The 23,132-nt window shown below is 47.8% G+C and carries 20 protein-coding genes; 5 read left to right on the top strand and 15 right to left on the bottom strand.

From position 1 onward, the window contains the following. Positions 1-48 precede the first annotated feature (48 nt). Positions 49-1,449: a 23S rRNA (uracil(1939)-C(5))-methyltransferase RlmD gene (rlmD, locus tag QP339_RS04575; protein WP_284910599.1), complete on the bottom strand. Its 1,401-nt coding sequence runs from the start codon at positions 1,447-1,449 to the stop codon at positions 49-51. A gap of 206 nt (positions 1,450-1,655) precedes the next feature. Between rlmD and QP339_RS04570 the strand changes: the two genes are divergently transcribed. Further along, positions 1,656-2,384, top strand: a complete 729-nt coding sequence (locus tag QP339_RS04570; RefSeq protein ID WP_284910598.1) for a lysophospholipid acyltransferase family protein — start codon at positions 1,656-1,658, stop codon at positions 2,382-2,384. A gap of 19 nt (positions 2,385-2,403) precedes the next feature. Here QP339_RS04570 and QP339_RS04565 read toward each other — a convergent pair whose 3' ends face one another. The 5 genes from QP339_RS04565 to QP339_RS04545 form a co-directional block, all read right to left on the bottom strand. Then, positions 2,404-3,168: a linear amide C-N hydrolase gene (locus tag QP339_RS04565; protein WP_284910597.1), complete on the bottom strand. Its 765-nt coding sequence runs from the start codon at positions 3,166-3,168 to the stop codon at positions 2,404-2,406. A 51-nt stretch (positions 3,169-3,219) separates the two neighbouring features. Further along, positions 3,220-3,351, bottom strand: a complete 132-nt coding sequence (locus QP339_RS04560; protein WP_284910596.1) for a hypothetical protein — start codon at positions 3,349-3,351, stop codon at positions 3,220-3,222. 53 nt (positions 3,352-3,404) lie between these two features. Beyond that, positions 3,405-5,141 (bottom strand): Mbeg1-like protein, encoded by a 1,737-nt coding sequence (locus QP339_RS04555; RefSeq protein WP_284910595.1) that lies wholly within the window; start codon positions 5,139-5,141, stop codon positions 3,405-3,407. 193 nt (positions 5,142-5,334) lie between these two features. Further along, complete coding sequence (locus QP339_RS04550) at positions 5,335-6,510, bottom strand: aminotransferase class I/II-fold pyridoxal phosphate-dependent enzyme (RefSeq protein WP_070616568.1); 1,176 nt, start codon at positions 6,508-6,510, stop codon at positions 5,335-5,337. Next, a complete protein-coding gene (locus QP339_RS04545; protein ID WP_067974828.1) occupies positions 6,507-7,001 on the bottom strand; it encodes an Lrp/AsnC family transcriptional regulator in 495 nt (164 codons plus the stop codon). The genes QP339_RS04550 and QP339_RS04545 overlap by 4 nt, the downstream gene beginning before the upstream one ends. Positions 7,002-7,146: 145 nt before the next feature. On the opposite strand from QP339_RS04545, the gene QP339_RS04540 reads away from it, so the two are divergent. Next, on the top strand, positions 7,147-7,941 hold the full coding sequence (locus QP339_RS04540) for a polysaccharide deacetylase family protein (RefSeq protein WP_284910594.1): 795 nt from the start codon (positions 7,147-7,149) through the stop codon (positions 7,939-7,941). Positions 7,942-8,032: 91 nt separating this feature from the next. Beyond that, positions 8,033-9,013 carry a DUF1002 domain-containing protein gene (locus QP339_RS04535; RefSeq protein WP_284910593.1) on the top strand — a complete coding sequence of 327 codons (981 nt, stop codon included), beginning with the start codon at positions 8,033-8,035 and terminating at the stop codon, positions 9,011-9,013. A 58-nt stretch (positions 9,014-9,071) separates the two neighbouring features. Here the strand turns inward: QP339_RS04535 and rlmH are convergent, their stop codons facing one another. Further along, a complete protein-coding gene (gene rlmH / locus QP339_RS04530; protein ID WP_284910592.1) occupies positions 9,072-9,551 on the bottom strand; it encodes a 23S rRNA (pseudouridine(1915)-N(3))-methyltransferase RlmH in 480 nt (159 codons plus the stop codon). 157 nt (positions 9,552-9,708) lie between these two features. On the opposite strand from rlmH, the gene QP339_RS04525 reads away from it, so the two are divergent. Continuing rightward, entirely contained in the window at positions 9,709-11,088 is a 1,380-nt protein-coding gene (locus QP339_RS04525; protein ID WP_284910591.1) for a TrkH family potassium uptake protein, read from the top strand. 9 nt (positions 11,089-11,097) lie between these two features. Continuing rightward, positions 11,098-11,772 (top strand): potassium channel family protein, encoded by a 675-nt coding sequence (locus QP339_RS04520; RefSeq protein WP_070616560.1) that lies wholly within the window; start codon positions 11,098-11,100, stop codon positions 11,770-11,772. A gap of 370 nt (positions 11,773-12,142) precedes the next feature. Here QP339_RS04520 and QP339_RS04515 read toward each other — a convergent pair whose 3' ends face one another. The 8 genes from QP339_RS04515 to QP339_RS04480 all read right to left on the bottom strand — a co-directional run bounded on the left by QP339_RS04515 (position 12,143) and on the right by QP339_RS04480 (position 22,737). Continuing rightward, positions 12,143-13,423, bottom strand: a complete 1,281-nt coding sequence (locus QP339_RS04515) for a S1C family serine protease (protein ID WP_284910590.1) — start codon at positions 13,421-13,423, stop codon at positions 12,143-12,145. Positions 13,424-13,504: 81 nt separating this feature from the next. Continuing rightward, positions 13,505-14,317 carry an MBL fold metallo-hydrolase gene (locus tag QP339_RS04510; protein ID WP_070616558.1) on the bottom strand — a complete coding sequence of 271 codons (813 nt, stop codon included), beginning with the start codon at positions 14,315-14,317 and terminating at the stop codon, positions 13,505-13,507. Between the two features lie 123 nt (positions 14,318-14,440). After that, positions 14,441-16,090: a DUF2207 family protein gene (locus tag QP339_RS04505; RefSeq protein ID WP_284910589.1), complete on the bottom strand. Its 1,650-nt coding sequence runs from the start codon at positions 16,088-16,090 to the stop codon at positions 14,441-14,443. Positions 16,091-16,102: 12 nt separating this feature from the next. Then, complete coding sequence (locus QP339_RS04500; RefSeq protein WP_070616554.1) at positions 16,103-16,951, bottom strand: two-component system regulatory protein YycI; 849 nt, start codon at positions 16,949-16,951, stop codon at positions 16,103-16,105. 10 nt (positions 16,952-16,961) lie between these two features. Further along, positions 16,962-18,425, bottom strand: a complete 1,464-nt coding sequence (locus QP339_RS04495; protein ID WP_284910588.1) for a YycH family regulatory protein — start codon at positions 18,423-18,425, stop codon at positions 16,962-16,964. Next, positions 18,422-20,284: a cell wall metabolism sensor histidine kinase WalK gene (gene walK, locus QP339_RS04490; RefSeq protein ID WP_284910587.1), complete on the bottom strand. Its 1,863-nt coding sequence runs from the start codon at positions 20,282-20,284 to the stop codon at positions 18,422-18,424. The genes QP339_RS04495 and walK overlap by 4 nt, the downstream gene beginning before the upstream one ends. A gap of 3 nt (positions 20,285-20,287) precedes the next feature. Further along, entirely contained in the window at positions 20,288-20,995 is a 708-nt protein-coding gene (yycF, locus tag QP339_RS04485) for a response regulator YycF (protein WP_067974791.1), read from the bottom strand. Between the two features lie 227 nt (positions 20,996-21,222). Further along, positions 21,223-22,737: a C40 family peptidase gene (locus QP339_RS04480; RefSeq protein ID WP_284910586.1), complete on the bottom strand. Its 1,515-nt coding sequence runs from the start codon at positions 22,735-22,737 to the stop codon at positions 21,223-21,225. Positions 22,738-23,132 lie beyond the last annotated feature (395 nt).

The raw sequence follows: 23,132 nt of genomic DNA, 5'->3' as shown, positions 1-23,132 counted from the left end.
CACATTATTCAACAGAAGTCGCAACCTCTCAAGAAGCTCGCTGTAATGCTATTTATGCTCTTTCTCCAACAAGGCAACCGCCTCCACGTGCTGGGTATGGGGAAATTGGTCGACGAGTTGGATCTTGGCGAGCTGATAGCCATAGTCTCTGAGCCAGGCCATGTCACTAGCCAGGGTCTTGGGATTGCAGGAGACGTAGATGATCTTATCGGTGCCCAAGCGGCCAATCCGGCGCATGACCTTGCCCCCTGCCCCATTGCGGGGCGGGTCGAGAAGCAAGAGGTCGGCTTGACCCCAATCGTCTTCAATCTCGGTCAAGCCGCGCCGGGCATCGCGGGCCATGAAGTGGGTATTGTCAATCCCATTCTCCCGGGCATTACGCTTGGCGGATTCGATGGACTGATCGACAATTTCAATACCTGCCAACGCCTTGGCCTGCTTGGCTAAGGGCAGGCTGAAGGTCCCCACCCCGCAGAAGAGGTCGATGACCAGGCTCTGGTCGCTTAGGTCTGCCCAATCAAGAACGAGGTCAATCATCCGCTGGGCCTGGCTAGGGTTGGGCTGGAAGAAGGTATCGAAGTAGAGGCGATAGTGGAAGCCGGCTAGTTCATCACGGATGTAGTCACGGCCGGCTAAGACAGTCACCTGGTCAGCCCCCATCTTATCGGCAATTTCAGTATTTTTAATCCACATCAGGCTCTTAACATCGGTGTAGGCCCCCATCCGCCAAATCAGGTCTGCTACAGCTTCAGGGAACTGGCTGCTATCTTCCTTGGCGAATAAGGCCAGCATCACTTTCCCAGTCTTCTGGCCTTGGCGCAGAAGAAGTTGGCGGAGGAGCCCCTGCTTGGACTTCTTATCATATCCCGCCAGTCCCCAATGCTTCTGCCAAGCCTGGATTTCTTCCTTGAGTTGCATATAGATTTCAGGAGCCAGGATGTTGTCCTGCCAGTCCACAATCTGGTACTGGTCGCCCTGGGCAAAAAATCCCAACGCTCCTTCCTTGGAAAAGCTCAGCTCGATCTTATTGCGGTAGTGGTAGGGATCGTCCATGCCCCAGACCTCCCCCACAAGGTCTGGATCAAAGCCTTGGTCTGCTAGATAGGTCTGGGCCATGGCCTGCTTAAAGGCCAATTGGTCCTCATAGGCCATAAATTCTAACGGCGCTCCACCCACTTGGGCCTGGTCAAGTTCATAGCCGCCAATTCGGCTCGGCGCAGCTTCCAGGATCCGGTCATAAGTTAAGCAAGCCCGGCGCCGTCCCCGAGCATTGGGAACGCTAATCAGGAGCCGGTCTCCGGGCAGGGCCTTGGGGATGCGGAGCTTTAACTTGCGTCCCTTGCCTTCATCTGTATCAGGAAAGCGATAAGTCGCCAGGCCCATCCCCTTATCATCCAGGGCCTTTACTTCCACTTCCAGTTGTTCAGTCGGATAATTTTTCTTAGTCATTAACAACCACCTTCTTTGCGCGTATTATAGAATAATTTTCTTCCAGTTAAGCATATTAAAAGTCTGGGTGCAAGGTTTTTCGCCAGCTTATAAGAGCTCATGCGTGGTTCTAGGCTATACTTATGATAGAATAGTCTTAACGATTATTTAAGAGATAGCCAGTTTTCTTGGTAATTGACCATTAGCTAGGTTAAGGAGTTGATTTCATGTCAGCACATTTTGGTTGGAGTCTCCGCATTTTGAGGCGTGTCGTCCGCCTCTTCCTGCCTAAGTATCAGTTTAATTGCGAAGATTTACCGAACCTTGATCAACCGACCATCTTCGTTTCCCACCACGAGAACCTCAAGGGGCCCCTGCGTCTGATGATCTGGACGCCAGTTTTCATGCGGCCTTGGGTCTTCGCCAAACTGACCCAATTCAAAAGCTGCTACAAGCACTTCAGCTCCTACACCTTCTACAAACGTTTTGGCCTGCCCCAAGTCCTAGCCAAATGCGTAGCCTGGCCTGCTGCCCGAATCAGCGTCTTCTTCCTCAAGAGCGCCCGGTCCATCCCTGTCTACCGGCAGAGTAAGAAGATCCGCCTAACTTTCAGAGAATCCGTGGCCAGTCTCCAAGCCGGCCAGCCCATCGCGATCTTCCCCGACATCGACTATCAAAATAGCGACCAAAGCATCGGGGAACTCTATGAGGGTTTCCTAACCATCGACCAGCTCTACTTTAAAAAGTATGGTCAGCGTATCCAATTCATCCCTCTAGTCGCCAATAAGCACAAGCAAGAATTTGAAATCGGCCGCCCCTTGCGCTTCACTGGTCGGATGAAGTTTCGCAAGGAGCGAGAACTGATGGCCCAGGCCCTCCAGGACGAACTCAATCGACTGGCTGATCCTTCCCTTGAACAGCTTGAAGAAAACGAAAGCCAACTCTCCGTAAAATAGGAGTTGGCTTTTTTAGTCTCTAAGTTTCTAAGGAGGAAGCCTGGAAGTGGTCGGGGAGGAAGAAGGCGCGGCGGTCGCTTGCTTGGGCGAGGTCCTTGAGACTCAGCTGGTAAGGCAAGGGATTGGTCCCGGAACGAACAGTTAGGGTCTGGCTCTGGCTGGCATAGACAGAACTATAGCGGGTAAAAGTTCCCTCATTTCGATTACCTGGTCGGATAAAGCCACGGGGGAGGGTCAAGGCAGACAGAACATCAAAGGCAGCTGCTTGTGCCTGGCCCTCTTCCTGGTTTGGAGGCGTCATCGCCTTTAGATAATAGGCCTTAATAAAGCGTGACTTGGGGTCATAGCCCCCTGGTAGGTCCTTGGCAGCATTGAAAGCTCGCAAGTCATCTACTGCTAAAGTCTTTTCTAAGGCCTTAAAATGCTTATCAATATCAGGTGAATTGGTCATTACCCCGTAAGGATTGACAGTCGCTTTTAAACGGCCACGGTCAGGTTCTAAGACCAGGCAAGCCTGGCTGTCATCTGTGAACATATAATGGAAGTCGGGGCAGATGACCGCCTGTCCTTCTCGATCATGGTTGGCTAGGCAAAGCTGGTCCAGGTCGTCTAGGATTTCTGCAAGGGAGGCATAGTTGGCCAGGGCATAAGTCAAAAAGTGATAGCTCGACAGGTTCTTCTTGTCCGGCTGGGGAAGTTTAGAGAAGCGCGGCTTGGGGCCTACAAATTCATTGGTGATGCCGATAAGTCCCTGGTCATTGATGCCTTCTTTTAGAGGGTCCAAATCCCTAAAGCCAATCCCCAAACGGCGATAAGGTCCGCAGTAAGTCCCTCCCTAGTAGAGGTCATCGGCAGCAGGATAGTCAGCTGGCTGGTAGATGATATTCCAAGGCACCGGCCCTTCCACATCCATGGTCCGGCCGAGCACCACCCCTTGGTCATAAGTCATCTGAATCCCTGTACACATCATAAGCCCCTCCCATCATTTTAGCTCTAAGCTATCATGAATCCCAGGTCGACTCAATCCATATGCTCATGCTTGACTCGGTCAATGAAGCGATAGAGGTCACTCTCCTTACGATAGATTAAGTAGCTGACAATCATCTGGATCCCCTGAACGATAAAGGCCAAAGCGAGGAGGTCAGGAAGGTAAAGGCTAAAATCCGGATGGCCGACGAGGAGTAAGCCCAAAAGAATTCCCGCCAGAGATAAAAGGCTCCCCCAGATTGGAACCGGTGAGTCTTCGTAGCGAAGGCGGAAGAATTGGTAGGCACGGACCAAGCCCATTCCAAGCATCCAGCCCCCTAGGACATAGGGAAAAATTTGTTGGCTACCCTGGATATAGTCATAGATCCCCCAGATACAGGTCAAAATAGAAAAACACCCCGTCAGTAAGTTGCCATAATGGAGGTGCTTGCGGCCCGCCTGATAGAAATGGCGGAGGTCCCAAATGCCTGATAGGGCCGTTCCTAAGAGAAAGGCCACAGCAAAGATATGCAGGTCCTTATCCGGTTCTAAAAAGAGGAAAACGCCCATCATCATTAAGACACAGCCAATCAAAACACTAGCCAAAGACTGGTCTCTATTGAGTCGGTTGAGCTGTAAGTGGACCTCAGCTGAAAGTGACAGGGACTTATGCCGACTTTGGACTTGGTAGAGGCGGTCCTGGTGGAGGTCCTCCCAAATGAGTAACAAATCATTGATAGCTTTCACCATAAAACGGCGCTCCTCTGGTTCTAATTTTCGAGCCTCCGAATAGAGCCGGTTGATAAAGGTGCGGAAGTGTTCCGAAATATCGGTGAGGCGGAGGACCCCCGTATTATAGAGGGCATCGAATAAAAGCGTCAGCAACAATTCAATTTCCTCTGGTCCGTGCCATTTCATCCAGATATTAAGGGTTTCTTGGCTGAGCTGACTGGTCACAGTGGTCGATTCCACCCTTTTAAACTGGTCTCCCTCGATCTCCCAGAGTTGGAGGAGGTGTTGGAGGAGAGAAATTCCTCCGCTCTTAATAATCGTTGGTGCAGTCGCTGTGTGGAGGATAATCCCAATCAAGGAATCTTCCGGCAGGTACTCATAGACCTTAGACTGAATCCGCTTAAAACCTGCTTGCTCAAAAGTTTCCTCGTAGAAACCAGGCGAGTCCAAGACATAGATTCCTTCAATCAATCCCTGGTCTGAAGCTGATTGTTGGATAGCAGCCGCCAAGGCCAGGTTACCACCTTTGGAATGCCCGGCTATGATGACCTGATCTTGATCGCCCTGGTCCATAACTTCTGTCAAGTAGCGGCCAGCTGCCTTTTGGGAGGGCATGGTCTTCTTATAGGCCAGCATGAAATTCTCCTGCCAGCCAACAATATGATTATCCGTCCCACGAAAGATGACTAATTTCTTATAGCCTGGTATCTCGACCATTAGAGCCGCAAACTGTACGGCCTTCTCTTGGTCTAAGAGACTTCGAAAGCCATAAAGGCGGACTTGGCGGAAGCGTTCGGTTTCCACCAAGGCATCAAGAACAGCATGACGCCCCTGGCTAATGAAATGCCAAATATCCCGGGTATTCGCTTGGTAGTTTTTGGCTAACCAAGCTTGGACCTGACTTAAAGACACCCAGGCCTCCCCCGTCAAGTCAGCCGGCACCAAGTCATCCAGCTCTAAATTGGACAGCTCCGTTAAGGCTGCAATATCAACTTCATTGAGGGGCATGTCATCGAAAGTCTGGCTACTATGGGCCGCAATATAATCCACTAAACGCATTCAGACACCTCCTTAAAGCTTGGCTCTATTATAGCACGGGCCGGGCGAGACAAGAGGCACTCACACTCAGATACCATTAAAACTAAAGCTTTTCTTTAACCCTTACCTCTGAACTAAAAAAGCCATGCCAAGACAAGGCTCCAGATCTCGACTAGACATGGATTTGCCTCACTTGGCATGGTAATTGATTGTATTAAGCTTTTTCAGCGCGCAATTCTTTAACAAAGTTTTCAATCTTATCCATCGCCCGCTCCAGCTCTTTAATGGAATAAGCATAGGAAATCCGCAAGAAGCCGTCGCCTGATTCACCGAAGGCAGAACCAGGAACTACTGCGACTTTCTCTCGATCCAAGAGTTCTAGGGCAAATTCTTCACTGGTCAAGCCGAATTCGCGAATGTCTGGGAAGGTGTAGAAGGCCCCTTCTGGTACGAAGCAAGGTAGGCCCATTTCACGATAGCGACTCATAAGGAAGTTACGCCGCTCCAAGTAATCATCCCGCATATCGGCAACCTCATCATCGCACTCCTTGAGAGCGGTAATCCCCGCATATTGCGAAGTGGTTGGTGCTGCCATGATGGTGTATTGGTGGACCTTAAGCATCTGTTCCGTGATTTCTTTAGGAGCGCAGACATAGCCCAAGCGCCAACCGGTCATAGAGAAGGCCTTAGCAAAACCATTGATATAGACGGTCCGCTCCTTCATACCCGGAATCGAGGCGATCGAGGTATAAGGCTCATCGGCATACCAAATTTCAGAATAGATTTCATCGGTAATGCAGTAAAGATCGTGATCCTTAATCACCTGAGCCAGGGCTTCAATGTCCTCTCTTAAGCAGACCGCCCCAGTCGGATTATTCGGATAATTTAAGATAATGGCCTTGGTCTTATCCGTAATGGCTGCTTCGAGTTGTTCGGCTTGCATGACGAACTTGTCCTCTGCCTTCAAGCGGACGGGAACAGGCACCCCACCAGCCAGTTGAACCGAAGGCAGGTAGGAGACATAGCTAGGGTCCATCACGATGACCTCATCACCTGGATTAATCAGAACCCGGCAGGCCAAGTCAATGGCTTCACTCCCACCAATCGTGACAATCTGTTCCTCCTCTGGGTCATAGTGGAGGCCGTAGTGGCGGTCAATGTATTTGGCAATTTCTTTGCGCAGTTCGATCAGACCCGCATTAGCCGTATAGAAGGTCCGACCTTGGCGCAGGCTCTTAATGGCCGCTTGGCGGACCGTCCAAGGCGTATCGAAGTCTGGCTCCCCAACACCTAGTGAAATGACCCCTGGTACTTCATTCGCGACGTTGAAGAAGCGACGAATACCAGAAGGTGCCATATCAAGGACGGTTTGGTTGAGGCTTTTTGTCATTGAGAGATCACCAACCGTTCCCCATCTTTTAACTTACTCTCAAAAATGGTGCCGTGGTCCTTGTAGCGGTTCATCACGATATGGGTCGCCGTACCGGAAACCTCATCGATTGAGGCTAACTTATTAACAAAACGTGAAATTTGTTGCATAGGCGCCCGCTTGGTTAAGAGCATATAATCGTAGGCCCCGCTAGTTAAGTAGAGGGCTTCCACTTCCTTGAAGCGGTACATCATTTCCGCCACTTCTTCATAAGAGGCTCCCTTGTGTAAGTTAACCGAAACTTCAATCATCGCTGAGACATAGTCACTCTCTGTGGCATCCCAGTTAATCATGGTCTTATAGCCAGAAATAATACCTAACTCTTCTAATTCCGCAATGGTAGCTGATACAGTTTCCACATCTTCTTCCAACGCATTGGCGAGTGCCTTATGAGAAATATGGGCATCATCTTCAATGTAACGAAGAAGACGGTATTGCTTCTTGTGATCCATGTGCAGACTTCCTCCTTTATGGTATGATAGACTTACAATTTGGATGGTCAGTTTGGCCATCTCTTATTGGATACCTACATTTTACCACACTTTGATCCGGCTTTTACTCGAATCAAGTTGGAATATGCTCTGGAGGAGAAAATTTATGAAAAAACGAAACTTTTTGGCCCTGCTGGCTCTCCTAGCCCTCTGCCTCTTCGGTTGCAAGCAGGAAAGCGAAGCAGAAACGGACCAACCTTATGCCAAGAACGAGGCCCAAACGGAAAGGCAGACCCCAAAATACTATATCGATCCCACCACCTACAGCGTCCGCCCTATTGGCGATGCCGACCCCAATGTTGTCCTCTTGACCTTTGACGATGTCCCCCGTCCCCTTCCGACCAGTAATGCGCCAACCATTGCCAAGCACTTGGAAGATGCCGGCGTAAAAGGCCTCTTCTTCGCTAACGGCATGTACCTGGAAGACCAAGAAGGACGCGATATTATGAAAGCTATTGCGGATAAGGGCCATGTGGTGGGGAACCACACCCAAACCCATGCCAATCTCAACGACCTGACAGCCGAACAGACCCGTGAAGAAATCCAGGCGACCAACCAAGCTGTCGAAGAGGCTACAGGACAAAAAGTCCACTTCTTCCGCCCGCCCTTTGGCTCCACCAATGCTGCGGTCGATGGCCTCATGGAAGAATTCGGCATGCTGCCCATGAACTGGTCCTTTGGCTACGACTGGGTGGCCGACTACCAGGACGCTGAGGCTCTCACCAAGCAAACCTTAGAATCAGAATTCTTACAGCCGGGCGCTAATATCCTGATGCACGATACTCAATGGACAGCTGAAGCCCTGCCCGCCATCATCCAGGGTTTGAAGGACCAAGGCTATCAAATCGTTGACCCTAATGAGATTGCCCGTCCAGAAGAGATGAAGGACTTAGGCCTTTAGACTTTTTTAGGAAGAATTTAAGCAAAAGCTAAAAGCACCAACCGCTAAACGTGCTATAATGTAGTCAAAATTGTGAAAGTAGGTTATACAAATGAAAGCATTATTGAAGAAATTGGCCCTCGGCACAAGCCTGGCTGTACTCAGCTTGAACTTGGTGCCCACTGTACTTGCTGATAAGATCCAAATTAACCCCATGTTTACCTATGGGGAGAGCTTAAACCAAAGCCAATACCAAGAAACTAAGCAGGCCCTAGGTGTCCAAGATGGGGCCAAAGAAATTCAAGTGAATATTAATGAATTGAATGGTCTCCTACAAGACAACTACCCTTATCGCCAGGTTTACTCTTCGGCTTATATCACTCCAGCCAAGAACAATGGGGATGTTACCGTCGAAATTGTCACCCCCAAAACTATTACGGCCATTACCCCAATCCAGTATGAGAATGCGGCCCTAACAGCCGGAGCTGTTGATGTGGATATCAAGGTAGCCTCAGCTGTTCCCGTTGATGGGTCGGGTGCCCTAGCTGGTGTTTACAAGGCCTTCCAGGACGCTGGTTACCAATTAAACGACCAGGCTGTCAGCGTCGCCCAAGATGAGTTAACCACTACTTCCAAGATCAACGAAGAAAACCAAGGCAAGGAAGGCTTCTCTGACGAGGCTATGAATGCTGCCATTGCTGAAATCAAGACTGAGATCCAAAAAGCTAAGGATGAAAACAATGGCCAAATTGACAGCCAACAAATCCAAGTGATCGTCAACAATATTATCAACAATTATAATTTAAATGAAGTTATTTCGGAAGAGAATAAGCAATCCATCATTAACCTGATGCAACAATTTAGCCAGATTGAACTGACCCAGGAACAAAAGGATGCCATCAATCAATTTGGCCAAGACCTCTTGAAGAACGGGGACCAAATTATTCAAAATGCCAAGTCTGCTTGGGATAATGCGGATAAGGAACAATTAGCCCAGGATGCTCAAAGTATCTGGGACCAGATTGTTGCCTTTGTTAAGAGCTTCTTCTCTAATTCGGAAGAAGCCCCAGCAAGCGCTGACCAACAAAATTAAGCAAACTCAAAAAGCTCGTTTCTCTTTTTTGAGAGACGAGCTTTTCTTGTGTTGAGCTTTATTTATGGTAGGGCTGGTGGTTTTGGATGCGGAAGCTGCGGTAAATTTGTTCCACCAAGACCAAACGCATGAGTTGGTGGGGCAGGGTTAAACGGCCGAAGCTGAGGTTTAAATCGGCTCGGCGGCGGACGGCTTGGCTAGTCCCAACTGATCCTCCAATTACATAGACAAAGCTGCTCTTGCCATGGGTCATGGCATTCTGTAATTTCTTTGCCAAGCCTTCCGAATCCAATAAGTCGCCGTCGAGAGCCAAATGGACCACATAGTCATCGGCTTTGATCTTGGCTAGGATGCGCTCACCTTCCTTATTGCGGACTAGGTCGAGCTCAGCTTCTGAACCTTCTCCTGGGGTCGCTTCATCCTTAACTTCGATCACCTCGAACTTACAATAAGCCTGGAGACGTTTGGCATATTCCGCAATCCCCTGCTTGAGGTATTTTTCCTTTAATTTACCAACAACAATCAATTTTACTTGCATGCTAATCCATCCATTCTATGCAAAATCAGTCAGTGAATAGGTCATTTTTATCTTTTAGCTAAACTTTACTTTATTTTTCTGTCTAAAGCCGCTAATATAATATCATTTCCGCCAAGCTTTTGGCTATTCTCAATGCTTAAAAGGAGTAACATATCTTATGCTTCAATTCTTGAATAAGCTCGGCAGTTCGCAAAAAATTGCTTTGAGCTTCTTAGTGGTGATCCTTATTGGCTCGGTCTTGTTGAGCCTGCCGATCTGCCAAACAGCGAGTTCCCAAGCGACTTATTGGGACAACCTCTTTATTTCGGTTTCAGCCGTCTGTGTAACGGGGCTCTGGACCCAATCCATCCACGATTCCTACAATCTACTCGGACAAAGCATCATGATGGGCCTCATTCAAACAGGGGGGCTGGGGCTCATGACACTCATCAGTATCGTCTACCACCGTCTCGGTCAACGCTTAGATATCCGCAACCAGATGGCGACGGGCGATGCCCTCAACCACTCGGAACTGGATGATCTTTCCGCCTTCCTGAGTCGGATTCTCAAGTACAGCCTCGTCATCGAAGGCATCGGAGCTCTTTTGCTCACAAGCTTCTTCGTTCCCCGCTTTGGCCTAGCTAGGGGGCTCTTCCACAGTCTCTTCACAGCCGTTTCGGCCTTCTGTAATGCTGGCTTCGACCTGATGGGGAATAACAGCCTGCTCGACTATCAAACCGCCCCCGTCTTGAATCTGACCATTATGGCTCTGATCATCCTAGGTGGCATCGGCTTTAGCGTCTGGTTCGATGTCAGCCAGCAGCTCCGACGCTTCTACCATGAGAAGAAGCGGATTAAGTTCTCCTACTTCATCAAGCACCTCCGTCCCCACACGAAATTAGTGCTGGGCCTAACTGTTATTCTCATCGTCCTTGGTACCCTGCTCTTCCTTCTGGTTGAGTGGTCCAACCCAAATACCTTGGGGCCCTTAAATCCCTTGGACAAGCTCTTGGTTTCCAGCTTTCAAACTGTGACCATGCGGACGGCGGGCTTCGCTAGCGTAGACTACAGCCAAAGCCATCCGGTCAGCTTGCTTATCTTTGTCCTGACCATGTTTATTGGGGGTGGCGCTGGCGGGACAGCTGGTGGTTTGAAGGTCACTACCTTCGCCTTAACCCTCATGCTCGCTTTGAAAGAAATTCGCCAGTCTAAGTATGTGAGCTTCGACCACCATACCATTCCAGATTCCACTGTGCGTAAGGCCTTTGCCATTGCCTTAATGTATGCGGCCCTCCTCTTCACAGGAAGCGCCTTACTCTTAACTTTTGACCCTCAAGTACCCTATCTCCATCTGCTTTTTGAAGCCATTTCGGCCCTAGCGACGGTCGGTGTCTCCTGTAACTTGACCCCTAGCCTGTCCATGGCTAGCCAGGGCACCCTCATGTTCTTAATGTATATCGGACGGATCGGCCCCATGACCCTCTTCTTAGTCTTACTAGGACGCAAACGTCAGAAAATAGATATTCAGTACGCAAAAACAAATATTATTATAGGATAGGTGAATATAATGAGTAAAAAAAATCGTGTTATCGGCATCCTGGGCCTGGGTCTTTTCGGCTCTGCCCTTGCCAAGTCTCTCTCCCACAATGGCATTGATATTATTGCCTGTGACCGGGATGAAAAAATTGTTAATGCCCTGGAAAATGACCTGGCTATCGCTTCAATTGGCGACTTTACCGACTTAGACTTTATGCGCGAAAGCGGCTTTGGCAATTGCGATGTGATTGTCATTGCCACAGGGAGCGATTTAGAGTCCTGTGTTCTCGGTGTGATCAACGCCCGTGAACTCGGCATTGAAACCATCATCTGTAAGGCCAAAAACCAATCCGCCGCTAAGGTCCTCGACGCCCTGAAGGTCAACCGGGTGGTCCTGCCTGAGATTGAATCCGGCGAGCATATCGCCGATGTCTTGAGCCGCAATTCCCTAGAAGACATGATCAAGCTCGACAGCGAAACAGCCATCGTTGAATTCCGGGTCCCACAAAAGTGGTTGGGACATACGGTCGATGAGCTCGACCTCCGCCGCCACTATGATATCAATATCATCGGTTTGCGTAAACAGATCAAAGAAACCCTGAATACCAAGTTCGATCCCGATTACCACTTTGGCCCCGATGACTTAGTCGTCGCCGTCGTCAACCGCGACCGCTTCGAACAAATCGACTACTTGGAGAAGCTTTAAAAACTTTTCTTGACTATCCCCTACACCTGCGGACACTGCTTAAGCAGTTTCTGCAGGTGTTTTTGTTTTTATTATAACAGTTCCTTGGAACAGACCAACTTATCCACAATCTTATCAACAATTACACAAGGTAAAAGCCTAATTTCTCCCCATTCTGAATCATCCTAGCCCCTTTAGCTGTTATATTTTTATTTTTTCTACACAATACAATTCACAAGTATATCCCCATAACGGATGGTTTTCCACTGTTTTCACCCTATCTATACACAGGCCTGTGCATAACTTTCCCACATCTTTATACACAAGTTCCCAATTTAGGACAGAAAAAAACCTTAAACAACAGCTTTAGCCTGTGTTTAAGGTTTAATCATTAACTTGGTGTTTCATTGGAAGACTGGGCTTCGAGTTGAACTTTAACTTTCACTGGCCGACCTTCGCGGTAGACTTCTACAGTTACAGTAGCCGTTGGGTCCGTGCTGTAAAGTTTTTGACGGAGTTCGACCGTAGAATTAACCGCTTCACCATTGAATTTAGTAATCACATCATAAGGCTTGAGCCCTGCCTTGGAAGCTGGTGTGTTGGAAATAACATCCATAATCACGACACCGTTTTCAACTTCTTTTGGTAGCTTGAGCAGGTTTTCTTGTTGGTCTAATGGGATCCGACGCAGGTCGGTCATTTGTACCCCAAATTTAGGGCGAATGACCTTCCCATTTTCTTCTAACTGGGCGATAATTTCTTGGACTTCATGGCTTGGAATAGCGAAGCCCATGCCTTCAACATTGGCAGTAGAGATCTTCATGGAATTGATCCCGATAAGTTGGCCAGCTGAATTAACTAGGGCCCCACCCGAGTTCCCAGGATTGATAGCGGCATCCGTCTGAATGGCATTGACCTGCCAATCAGCACTCCCATCTTGGTCCAAGTCCACAGGTACCTGGCGGTCAAGACCTGAAATAATACCGTAAGTCACCGTTGAGGCAAAATCTGAGCCGAGTGGAGAACCGATGGCAATGGCTGGTTCCCCTACCGATAGGGCGCGTGAATCTCCAAATTGTGCGACTGTATGCGCATATTCAGCTGGAATCGACAAGACAGCTAAGTCGGTAAACTTATCGGCCCCGACTAATTTAGCTGGAACTTGCTCCCCTTCACTGGTAATAATTTCAATCGCATCCTGGCCATCGATGACATGGTTATTGGTCACGATATAAGCTCGATCGCCTTCCACTTTATAGATGACCCCTGAGCCCTCAGAGGCTGTCGTATACTGTTCTTCGGGAGTTTGGGCGGATTGGCTACCTGGATTCTTAAAACCAAAAAGATCATAAAGTTCACTATTTGAAGTATCCGCCAGATTAACGACAGAAACAACAGAACCTTTGACCTTGTCGACAATAGCGGAAACATCGGTCGTTATATTGACTGACGCTTCTTCTTGGGTCCCACTTGCTTTACTGGCTTGTCCCTGATCTTTCTTAGCTAATTCCTTATGAACAATCTCTTCTACCTCGTCCTGTGAAGTCACTTGATTGAAGGCGCCACTCGCATAGCCGACACCTCCGACTAAGCTTGCGCCAATTAAGCCTCCCACGATAGCTGGTGTCCATATTTTCTTAAGTGATGATTTATTTTGATTTTCCTCAGGCATTTAGCTACCCCCCTAACTCTCATTTTTTGCTTTATTGTAGGTGATAATTATGAAATCTTTGTGAAATTTATTATGGCTATTTTATAAAGTCAATAAGTCGCTTGCCTCATCGGGATGGGTATTGTGGATGAGGAATTGGTCATTGACCCCTAAATCATGGTCCCTTAGAACAGAAGTCACTGTCTGCATGGCCAGTTCGGGTAAGTTATTATCCTTGGAAAGATGGCCTAGGTAAACATGCTGGGTCTTATCCCCGATCATTTCGGACAAGGCTTCAGCTCCCGCTTCATTAGACAAGTGGCCACTATCGCTTAAGATCCGCTGTTTCAAATGCCAAGGATAGCGTCCCATCCTCAGCATATCGGTATCGTGGTTACTCTCCATCAGATAAGCATCGCAATTCCGCAAGAAGCCGCGTTGGCGGTCGCTGACATAGCCAAGGTCAGTCATCATCGCAAATTGCTTATTGTCCTTCTGGAAGGCATAGAATTGGGCCTGGGCCGCATCATGACTCACCCCAAAGCTCGCCACATCCAAATCCCCGAAAGTCAAAAGCTCCCCTGGCTCCATCACGAAGCGCTGCTCGAGAGGAATCTTCCCACACTTGTCGCCAATGGCTAGCCAGGTCTCTTCATTAGCATAGATCGCCAGCTTATAGCGGCGGGCTAAGACCCCCAGCCCCTTGATATGATCACTGTGCTCATGGGTCACAAAGATCGCATCTATATTATGCATGGACCGGCCGATACTGGCCATTAATTGTTCAATCTTCTTCCCGCTCAGACCGGCATCAACGAGAATTTCACGCTGGGGAGTCTGGACATAGGTCACGTTCCCGGAGCTGCCACTGGCTAACATCGAAATCCGCATTGAAAAATCTTCTGAACTCATCATAACATCCCTTCTCAGTGATAATGACTAAGTAAGCCCTATAAAAAAGTCAGGGCAGACGTCAGTTTTAAGGAGTGCTTATGGTCCCGCTCTCCTCCACTCGGTCTCCCCTGAATGGTTCTCGCTTTATTTCCAAATCATATCACTTAATTTTTTATCGTACAGGACGTCCGGCCAGTTCTGAATCTGGCGCGGTAAACGTCCGCTAGCTACTAGTTTATTATAGTACAAAGCATTGGTCCCTGTAAACCAAGAGAGCAAGTAAAGCTGGCTTAGCTCTCTTTCGGATCGATTAATCTCTTGGTCAGTCCATTCCTTTTGGGTTAAATAATGGACTAATTTTTTGATGGCGCGCCGCTTAGAGAGAGCCTGGGGTGTATAGATCGGCAAAGCGCGCCGGTAGAAAACCAGAGCCAAGACCAGACAAAGGCCGTAGACGATGAGGGCCCCATAAGAGGTATCCATCTCCAACATCAAGAGCAGGGCAGCTAGTGTTGCTGCCATAGCTAAGATTAAATAGCCCACAAGCAGGAGCCGGTACCACTTATTGCGGCGAGAGACGGGGAAAGACTTGGCTTTTACTCTCTTAAAGGCTTTAGTCTGGGCTTTGGCTAAGGAGCCTTTAAGGGACTTGTCAGCTAATAAATCGGAAACATAGAAGCTTTGCCCCTCACCTAACTTTTGCCCTGCAGTCAACAAGGCCTGGTCCTGGCCCCTGGCGGCCTGGTCAGCTTGGCGAACAACTAATAAGTCCACTTTTTTCTTGCCAGATGGAGCTTGGGCCACTAGATCTATCAAACCATCCTGGTACAAGCTAAAGAGGCTGCCATAAAAGCGCTCCTTAGACCTTGCTTTAGTGTTCAAAGCCAAGACTTGGTAGGGATGGACCTGGTCTAAGGCCAAATGGCTAGCCGGTGCTGTTTGGGCTAAACGGTGCTTATCCCGGCCTAGGAAATAAGCTAGAATAATTAAGAGGATGGCCAAGAGAGCTGCCATACCCCAAATAAAGACTGACTGGCGTCTGAGCTTGCTGGCTCTTTGCGCGGCTTCTTGGTCCATCTCTTGAACAATAGACTGGCCCTTGCTTTCAGGGCCAACTGTCGGATTGTTGGCCAAGACTTGAGAAGGAATATAGGCTTCCAGAAGAATGCTATCGCCCGCTCCCTTATCCCGGACTTGGATCTCTAACTCCTGGTCATTGACCCAGCGCCAGTGGGTCTTCTGCTGGGGAGTCGTTAAGATCTGAGCATCCTGGGCCTTGATGGGCTTAGGAAATTTCAAGCGGATATGGGCTTCGTCCACAGTCCCAGGTGCTGATAGGAGGGGCAAGCTCAAGATCGCATAGTTGCCATAGTTCGTCCAAGTTCGGTTGATGGTGGACTGGTAGCGGGCAATCTGCTGACTGTCGCTCATCTTGTTGAAGACATTGACCTGGAGCATGCTATCATCCTGTTGGGCAAAGAAGGTGCCAACCTCGTGGGAATCGCTCAAAGCAAAGGGAAAGGCGGACTTGGCATCGGCACTCCGCATGTCAATCTTCAAAGTCTCCACTTCCCCCACATCGCCTAGGGCAATTTGGTGGCGGAGCTGGTCCACTTGACCTTGGATATCATAAGTGATTACTTCATTTTGTTTAATCACGCCATGTTCATCCGTTGCCAGTTCGACTTGATAATCTGTAATTTTCAGCTCCTTAGCTTGAGCGGGGCCAGCCAGGAAGAGCCCTAAGCATAAAACTAAGAAGCTAAAGCCTATTTTGAGATAAGTTTTGATCATGGCTGCTCCTTCCTAGGTCCCGGTATTGGTGGTCTGCGGTTGAATAATTGTCCCATTGATACCATCCACATATTCTGTTTCAATTTCATCATCATTGTGTCTAATATAGATGGTCCAAATGGGTTTGTACATATGAAGCTGGTCTAAGGCTAAGCTGGTCCGGTAGCCAATCTTAACCTTAACTACCGTTGCCTTATTGGGAATCTCATCATTGAGGTAGAGGTTCTCAATGGCTTGCTTCTCAGAAATTAAGGGGCGGTCTTCGCCCTGGACTTGGGTCTCCCCAGCATAACTCTGCTCATAGGCGTCGACTTCCTGCTTGTCATTAAGGTGGAAGATTAAGTCCCCAGTCCCATCAATAATACCGTGACCGTCATAGGCTTCTTGGTAATAGGTAATGGTCGACTTGCGGGGATTATAATAGGCGAACTGGTAATCTTTACCATTTAGAAGCTGCGAGCTATCCTTAAAGTCATTGATTTCTTTAAAATCACTGACAGACCAGGAATCTTCTGCCGTTCCTTTTTGGAGACTAGCGACCGGAATAGGCCGGTCTAATTTACTAAAGAGCCGGCCCTTGGAATCCACCGTGACTTCCTGGTCCGTTAACTTCTCAGCCTCTTCCTGCCAGGCTTCTAAGTCTAATTGGCCAGCAACGAAAGGCAATTCCCCCGTCTCATCTGACACCGAGGTTTCTGTTAGCTCTTCCAGATTCATTTCCTTCTGCACGCTAGGGGCTGTGGACCGGTTATAGTCATTGAGAAAGTAAACGGAATTCTTTCCCACAAAGATATTCAATAAGAAAAGATCTAAAATTAAGAAAGCCACAATGAGTATGTACTGTATACGTCTAAAATCCATGACTTTCCTCCTAATCTTCTTGTTCTTGATCAAGCGAAATATCTTCAGATTCTTCGCCAGTTTCGCGGTCCTTGTGATCGGTGAGTCCCTGCATATTGATATTTTCTTTAGTGTCTAGGTGGATGGTCTGGAGGCCCTTGTACTTGGACATATCCACCAAGTTATCCAACATATGCCAGCGTCCCTTCAGCTTGACATGCCAGCTAGGCACCAGTTCCACCAGGGCGTTGGACTTATCGCTTCTCACCCAGCGGTAGCCGAGTTGGATCATATCAATCTCCTGGGTCGAATAGTTATTCTCTGCCAGTATTCTAACAACATCCTTGCCGCTCATTAGCCGGACGGGTGCCGACAAGGGCGTCACAGGCGTTTGAATAGTCAAAGCTGACAAGTTCAGTCCTAGTAAGCCCTGGTCAGAGATCTTTAGCTTGATCTTCGACACATTGTGGGGCCCGAAGACAGGGAGGCCCGCAATAAATTTACGGAAGACGATCTGCTGGCTTTGCCCACTAAAGTCCGTAAACTTCCAAGAATCATAGGCAGGTTGGAAGTCTTTTAGCAAGTTAAAGCTCTCTTGGATGGCTTCATCCTGCTGGAGGGCTTCCCCATCGCTACCGTCACTCGCATAGACCAATTCCAGGGTATTATTGTCCAGAAGCAGGCTCTTACCATCGGAAAAATAGCGGGAATAGTTAGCATCACTATAATCATGAATATTCTCCGGTGAAGGAAAGAGCTTGTTCAAGTAAAAATTAATCGGTTGCCGCTCAACCATATAAGTCAGGATATCCAATTCTTGAGCTTCCTTGCTTAAATAGATGCGCCCTTCTCGGCACTCAAAGGGTTGGACGGCATAAAAAGTCGACTTATCTTGGTTGAGCTGGTCTTGAATAGTTTGAATGGGGCCTTCTTCTTGGGCTTCCACAGTAAAAGCCTTGTCGTTTTTTTCACTCAATAAATAAATTTTGGGATCGTCGACTGTCATAATAATCCGGTCAAAGACATAATCGCGGTGGGATTTATCGAGTTCGGGCGCCCCTTTAAGCAAGAAGGCCATGGGGATTTCATCCGAGAATTCAAATTCCACAAAATTTTTCTTATCGATGGCTTGGCGGAGGTCTTCCGACTCTTCTTTGATCTTCCCAGCATCAATGGTCTTCGACAAATCAAAGAGGGGCTGGGTCAGCTGCTTAATCAGGTCGGGATTGAAAGATTTCACATAGCCTTCTTCCTTGTCGTGACGCACCACAGACTTAGGCGAGAAGACAACCTGTAAGGGAGCTGAACTGGGCTGGGTCACATTGAGGGTCCCAGTAGCCACTTGCTGTTGGTCTTGGTCTTTATTTTGCCCAAAGCCTGGGAAGGCATTGAAGACCCGAAAAGTCGGACTAAAGATAGCAAAAGTTGCTAAGAGGCTAAAGGCAACGAGCAAGATCAAAATGATATTAACAAAACGTCCCCAATGTTTTCTCATTCGCCCCACTCATCCTCTCCATAGAATTCAACATAAGGGAGACTGACAAAGAAGGTCGACCCCTTATTCTCAATACTGTTGACCCAAATGCGGCCATGGTGCATCTCAATCACTTCCTTGGCGATGGCTAAGCCCAGACCAGTCCCACCTTGGGCCCTGGACCTGGCCTTATCTACCCGGTAGAAGCGGTCAAAAAGATGAGGAATGCTCTTCTGTGGCACGCCCAAACCTTGGTCCTGGACACTGAGGGTGACTTCATTGTGGGTCGACATCAGTCGGACCGTAATCGTTCCGCCATCCGGTGAATACTTAATGGCATTATTAATAATATTATCAATGACCTGAGTCATTCGGTCCTGGTCAATCTCGACAAAGTAATCATCCCCTGCCAATTCACGGACAATGGTAAAGGAACGGTCAGTCCCAAATTGCCCAGACTGCATCATCATATCGAAACGGTCGAGGACATGGGAGACCAGGGCCGTAAAAGAAACCAGTTCAAAGTTCAACTGTTCCTTACCCGAATCCATATTAGATAGGTGAAGGAGGTCGCCAATCATCCGGATCATTCGGTCGGTTTCGTTTTGGATAACGCCCAAAAATTCTACCGCCAGGTCTTGGTCAGCTATCGCCCCATCTGCCAATGCTTCACTATAAGACCGCACACTGGTCAAAGGTGTTCGCAATTCATGGGAAACATTAGAAACAAATTGCCGGCGGTCACGCTCAATCTTTTCCCGTTCGGTAACATCTGTCAAAACCCAGACTAGGCCAGAGATAAAGCCACTGTCCCGCTGGATGATCGAATACTCACCCTTGATCACCGATTCTTGGTCAGGGGTGGACATATCGATTAGAATCTCGTCATTACTATCAAAGAGTTCACGGAAAGTATAGCGGTCCTGTAATTTGAGGACTTCCATAATAGAGTGACCCATCACTTCCTCTTCTGAAGCTGAGATAAAGTCCAGGGCCTTACGGTTGGTTAGGATAATTCGCCCCCGCCGGTCCGTTGCCATTACCCCATCGGTCATGTGCTTGAGCACCGAATCCAGACGCTGGCGCTCCGACTCAGTAGACTCTTGAGCTTCCTTAACGCGGACAGACAGGTAGTTGATGGACTCCGCAAGATTGCCGATTTCATCATCACTATAAACTTGTACTTGACCATTGAAGTCCCCATCCGCAATTTTTTCGGCTTGGTCCTTCATGGCCTTGAGCGGGCGGGTAATCCCAGTTGAAATCAAGAAGGCCAAGACAATAGTAAATAAGAGGGAAACAGCCGATGAGGTCAAATAGATGATAATAATGTTTTGAATCTGCCGGTAAGCGCTCTCAATATTGACCCGCAGATTTAATACGCCGACCAATTGCCCTGAGGAATCCGAAGATAGGATAGGCGCCACATACTGTTTCACCCGGATATTCTGCTCGGTATCATAAATTTCACGCGAAGAAGCTGTATTATTGTAGAGAGTCTGGTCGATATCCTCCCTGGTCACCCGTTGACCCAAGTGCGCCTGACTGTTGGGGCTGGAGCTCGCCACCAAAAAACCATTGCGGTCCAAAATCTGAGACTCCAGGATATTATTAGAATTGAAGCGGTGAAAGATCGTATTTAGACGGTCCGCCTTCTCCTGGTTATCCAAGTTGTCATCATCCAATATGGGCCGGGCAGATTCCTCCAAGAAGCTCATCTGCACACTAACCTGCTCATCAAAAGAAGCTAGCATTTCAGATTCGAGCTGCTTGATAAAATAAGCCCCAATAATTTGGAGCGAGAGGAGCACCACAAGGATAAAGATCATCGGAATCTTAAAGAGGACCGATTTATAAAATGGGATGCCTTTCTTCGCCATGGCCTACTCCTGATTGAGGTCTTGGATGAAGTAACCGACGCCCCGTCTAGTCATCAAAATTTCAGGATGGGAAGGTGACGTTTCAATTTTTTCCCGGAGTCGGCGGACTGTAACATCCACGGTGCGCACATCCCCAAAGTAGTCATAGCCCCAAACAGTTTGCAGGAGGTGCTCCCGGGTCATCACTTGACCAATATGGCGGGCTAAGTAGTGGAGAAGTTCGAATTCACGGTGGGTTAACTCAATATCTTCCCCATTCTTAGACACCATATAGGCCTCTTCGTGGATGACCAAGTCACCTACTTCAATATTGTGGGTCTTCTCCTCCTTAGCTTCCGGTTCAGCTGCAATAGCTGAACGACGTAAGTTAGCCTTGACACGGGCAGAAAGTTCCCGGTTGGAGAAGGGTTTGGTCACATAGTCATCCGCGCCCATTTCAAGGCCTAGCACCTTGTCAATTTCATCGCTCTTAGCCGTCAGCATAATGATAGGAACTTGGCTCTCCTTGCGAATTTCCCGGCAAACTTCAATCCCATCTTTCTTAGGCAGCATAAGGTCCAATAAAATCAAGTCTGGTTCATATTCTTCAAAGTAATCCAAAGCCATCTCACCATCTGAGGCGACATAGGTCTCATAGCCTTCTTTTTCTAAATTATATTTGATGATATCAGAAATGGCTTTTTCATCATCAACGATTAACACCTTTTTCATGTTTGCACTCCTTTAATTCATGAATTAACAGACGATTCAAGCGCTTTTTTCATTAATCTATTATACCTTGAGCCCAGCTAAAGTTCAATTCTTCACCCGGAGCCAAGGACTCTCCTCCCATGATAGCACAAAAAAAGTCCATCGGGTTACTTGGCAGATGCCAGCCGATGGACTATATATAGAAAAAAAGTCGAGCGGGGTAGGTCTCGACTTTTTTGATTTAAATCTTATTGATAAGCTTGCATGCTTACTGCGAAATGTGGCGCAAAGTATTGAACGTTAGATTCTGTTACAGTTTGGCCTGGAGCAGGTGCGTGGATGTAGCCCCCTTGGCTGTCAGTAGCAAGCGCTACGTGGTAACTAGAACCATGGTTCCCCCAGAAGTAAAGGTCGCCAGCTTGAGCTTGGCTAACAGCGATAGTTGGACCAGCTGATTCTTGAGGAACTGTCCAGCCACCAATGTCTTGGCCAGTTGCTTCACGGTAAACATAGTTAGTGAAACCTGAGCAGTCAAAGCCATTAGGTGTCTTACCGCCCCATACATAAGGAACACCAGTGTATTGACGAGCAGTTGCTACGACATTTTGGTTCCCTTGCTTATTTTGTTGGGCTTGTTGTTGCTGTTGTTGTTGAGCTTGAGCAGCTTCCTGTTGACGTTGAGCTTCAGCTTGTTGAGCCTCTTGTTGACGTTGAGCTTCGGCTGCTTGAGCTTCTTGTTGACGCTGAGCTTCAGCCGCTTGAGCTTCTTGTTGACGTTGAGCTTCAGCCGCTTGAGCTTCTTGTTGGCGTTGAGCTTCAGCTGCTTGGGCTTCTTGTTGGCGTTGAGCTTCGGCTGCTTGGGCTTCTTCTTGGGCCTTGGCTTCAGCTACTTGAGCTTCAGTTTGAGCCTTTTCTTGGTTATGGCTTGCTGGTTGGGCAACTACTTCTTCTTGAGCTACTTGGTTAGCAGGTTGAGCCACAACTTCTTCTTTAGCAGGTTGATCGATCACAATTGCTTCAGCGTCTTCTGGAGCAGTTTGGTAAGCGGTTACTGGAGCTTCTTCTGCTGGAGCTTCTTCTACTTCAGGATAAAGTACAAGAACTTGGCCAGCATAAATAAAGTCGCTAGATAAACCATTTAAGGCACGCAAGCTCTCAACGCTTGTTCCTGCAGCTTGAGCAATTGCTGGAAGGGTATCCCCTGCCTTAACAGTATAGGTATTGCCGTTAATTGTAATCACATGAGCTTCTTTTTCAACAACAGGAGCTTCTGTAGCTACTGTGTCAGCCACTACTTTACCGTTTTCTGCTTGGTCAGCTTGGGTATTTTGAGCTGCTTCAACTTGACCCTTAACCTTCAATTGTTGACCAACTAAGATGAGGTCCCCGCTGATTTGGTTTAATTGACGGAGAGCGTCAGCTGTTGTATTAAACTTAGCTGCGATTTGGTTTAAGGTGTCACCGGCTTGAACGTGGTAAACAGTATCGGCAGCTTGACTAGCAGCTTGGCTAGCTTGGGTGTCGATTTTAACCGTTTCAGTTGGGATATTGAATTGTTGGCCCACTAAGATATGGTTAACATCTTTAATATTGTTTTCTTTAGCAATAGCGTCAACGCTTGTTCCGAAGCTGTTTGCAATAGATGACAAGGTGTCGCCAGCATTTACTTTATATAATTCATCAGCAGACGCGGTCTGTGCGAAAGCTAGTAAAGCTGTGGTCGTTGCTAATGAAGTTCCTACCATAGTTTTCAATTTACTCATTTAAATTTTACCCCCTGAGTTTTACTCAAAATTTAATTCTCTATTATTATAACCATCTTTTCCCCAAATTGGGATAACAGTTAGATTACAAATTATTTCACTTTGTTGCAAAAAAAGTCTTGACGGCTTTTAAATAATATGCGGACAAAGCTGATGACAGCCTCTTTTCCCTGGTCTGAGCTTTTAAAAGTCTTTATTTACTTTTACAAATTCTTGCTAAAAGCTTTGAAATTCAAAGAAAATTCACTCTTTTGTAACACAACTGTAAACTTAGTCCCTAATTTTTTGCTTGTCTAGGCTTTAATGGGACCGAAAAATGACTTAGCCCCGGGCTTGCCAGAAGATGGTCGCGAGAACGAGGATAATGAAAACTGCTAGGAAGAATTTAGGATATC

This window comes from Aerococcus sp. UMB7834 (assembly GCF_030215145.1).
In the GTDB taxonomy this organism is placed as follows: domain Bacteria; phylum Bacillota; class Bacilli; order Lactobacillales; family Aerococcaceae; genus Aerococcus.
The sequence above is the reverse complement of the archived record's forward strand: the minus strand, read 5'-3'. Positions and strand labels throughout refer to the sequence as shown.

Bases quoted from the DNA above. Each gene is read 5' to 3' on its own strand.
- rlmH (WP_284910592.1), bottom strand. From the start codon at position 9,551: ATGCAAGTAAAATTGATTGTTGTTGGTAAATTAAAGGAAAAATACCTC.
- QP339_RS04540 (WP_284910594.1), top strand. From the start codon at position 7,147: ATGAAAAAACGAAACTTTTTGGCCCTGCTGGCTCTCCTAGCCCTCTGC.
- QP339_RS04510 (WP_070616558.1), bottom strand. From the start codon at position 14,317: ATGATGAGTTCAGAAGATTTTTCAATGCGGATTTCGATGTTAGCCAGT.
- QP339_RS04570 (WP_284910598.1), top strand. From the start codon at position 1,656: ATGTCAGCACATTTTGGTTGGAGTCTCCGCATTTTGAGGCGTGTCGTC.
- QP339_RS04515 (WP_284910590.1), bottom strand. From the start codon at position 13,423: ATGCCTGAGGAAAATCAAAATAAATCATCACTTAAGAAAATATGGACA.
- QP339_RS04520 (WP_070616560.1), top strand. From the start codon at position 11,098: ATGAGTAAAAAAAATCGTGTTATCGGCATCCTGGGCCTGGGTCTTTTC.
- rlmD (WP_284910599.1), bottom strand. From the start codon at position 1,449: ATGACTAAGAAAAATTATCCGACTGAACAACTGGAAGTGGAAGTAAAG.
- QP339_RS04505 (WP_284910589.1), bottom strand. From the start codon at position 16,090: ATGATCAAAACTTATCTCAAAATAGGCTTTAGCTTCTTAGTTTTATGC.
- QP339_RS04550 (WP_070616568.1), bottom strand. From the start codon at position 6,510: ATGACAAAAAGCCTCAACCAAACCGTCCTTGATATGGCACCTTCTGGT.
- walK (WP_284910587.1), bottom strand. From the start codon at position 20,284: ATGGCGAAGAAAGGCATCCCATTTTATAAATCGGTCCTCTTTAAGATT.
- QP339_RS04555 (WP_284910595.1), bottom strand. From the start codon at position 5,141: ATGCGTTTAGTGGATTATATTGCGGCCCATAGTAGCCAGACTTTCGAT.
- yycF (WP_067974791.1), bottom strand. From the start codon at position 20,995: ATGAAAAAGGTGTTAATCGTTGATGATGAAAAAGCCATTTCTGATATC.
- QP339_RS04500 (WP_070616554.1), bottom strand. From the start codon at position 16,951: ATGGATTTTAGACGTATACAGTACATACTCATTGTGGCTTTCTTAATT.
- QP339_RS04525 (WP_284910591.1), top strand. From the start codon at position 9,709: ATGCTTCAATTCTTGAATAAGCTCGGCAGTTCGCAAAAAATTGCTTTG.
- QP339_RS04480 (WP_284910586.1), bottom strand. From the start codon at position 22,737: ATGAGTAAATTGAAAACTATGGTAGGAACTTCATTAGCAACGACCACA.
- QP339_RS04560 (WP_284910596.1), bottom strand. From the start codon at position 3,351: ATGTGTACAGGGATTCAGATGACTTATGACCAAGGGGTGGTGCTCGGC.
- QP339_RS04545 (WP_067974828.1), bottom strand. From the start codon at position 7,001: ATGGATCACAAGAAGCAATACCGTCTTCTTCGTTACATTGAAGATGAT.
- QP339_RS04535 (WP_284910593.1), top strand. From the start codon at position 8,033: ATGAAAGCATTATTGAAGAAATTGGCCCTCGGCACAAGCCTGGCTGTA.
- QP339_RS04495 (WP_284910588.1), bottom strand. From the start codon at position 18,425: ATGAGAAAACATTGGGGACGTTTTGTTAATATCATTTTGATCTTGCTC.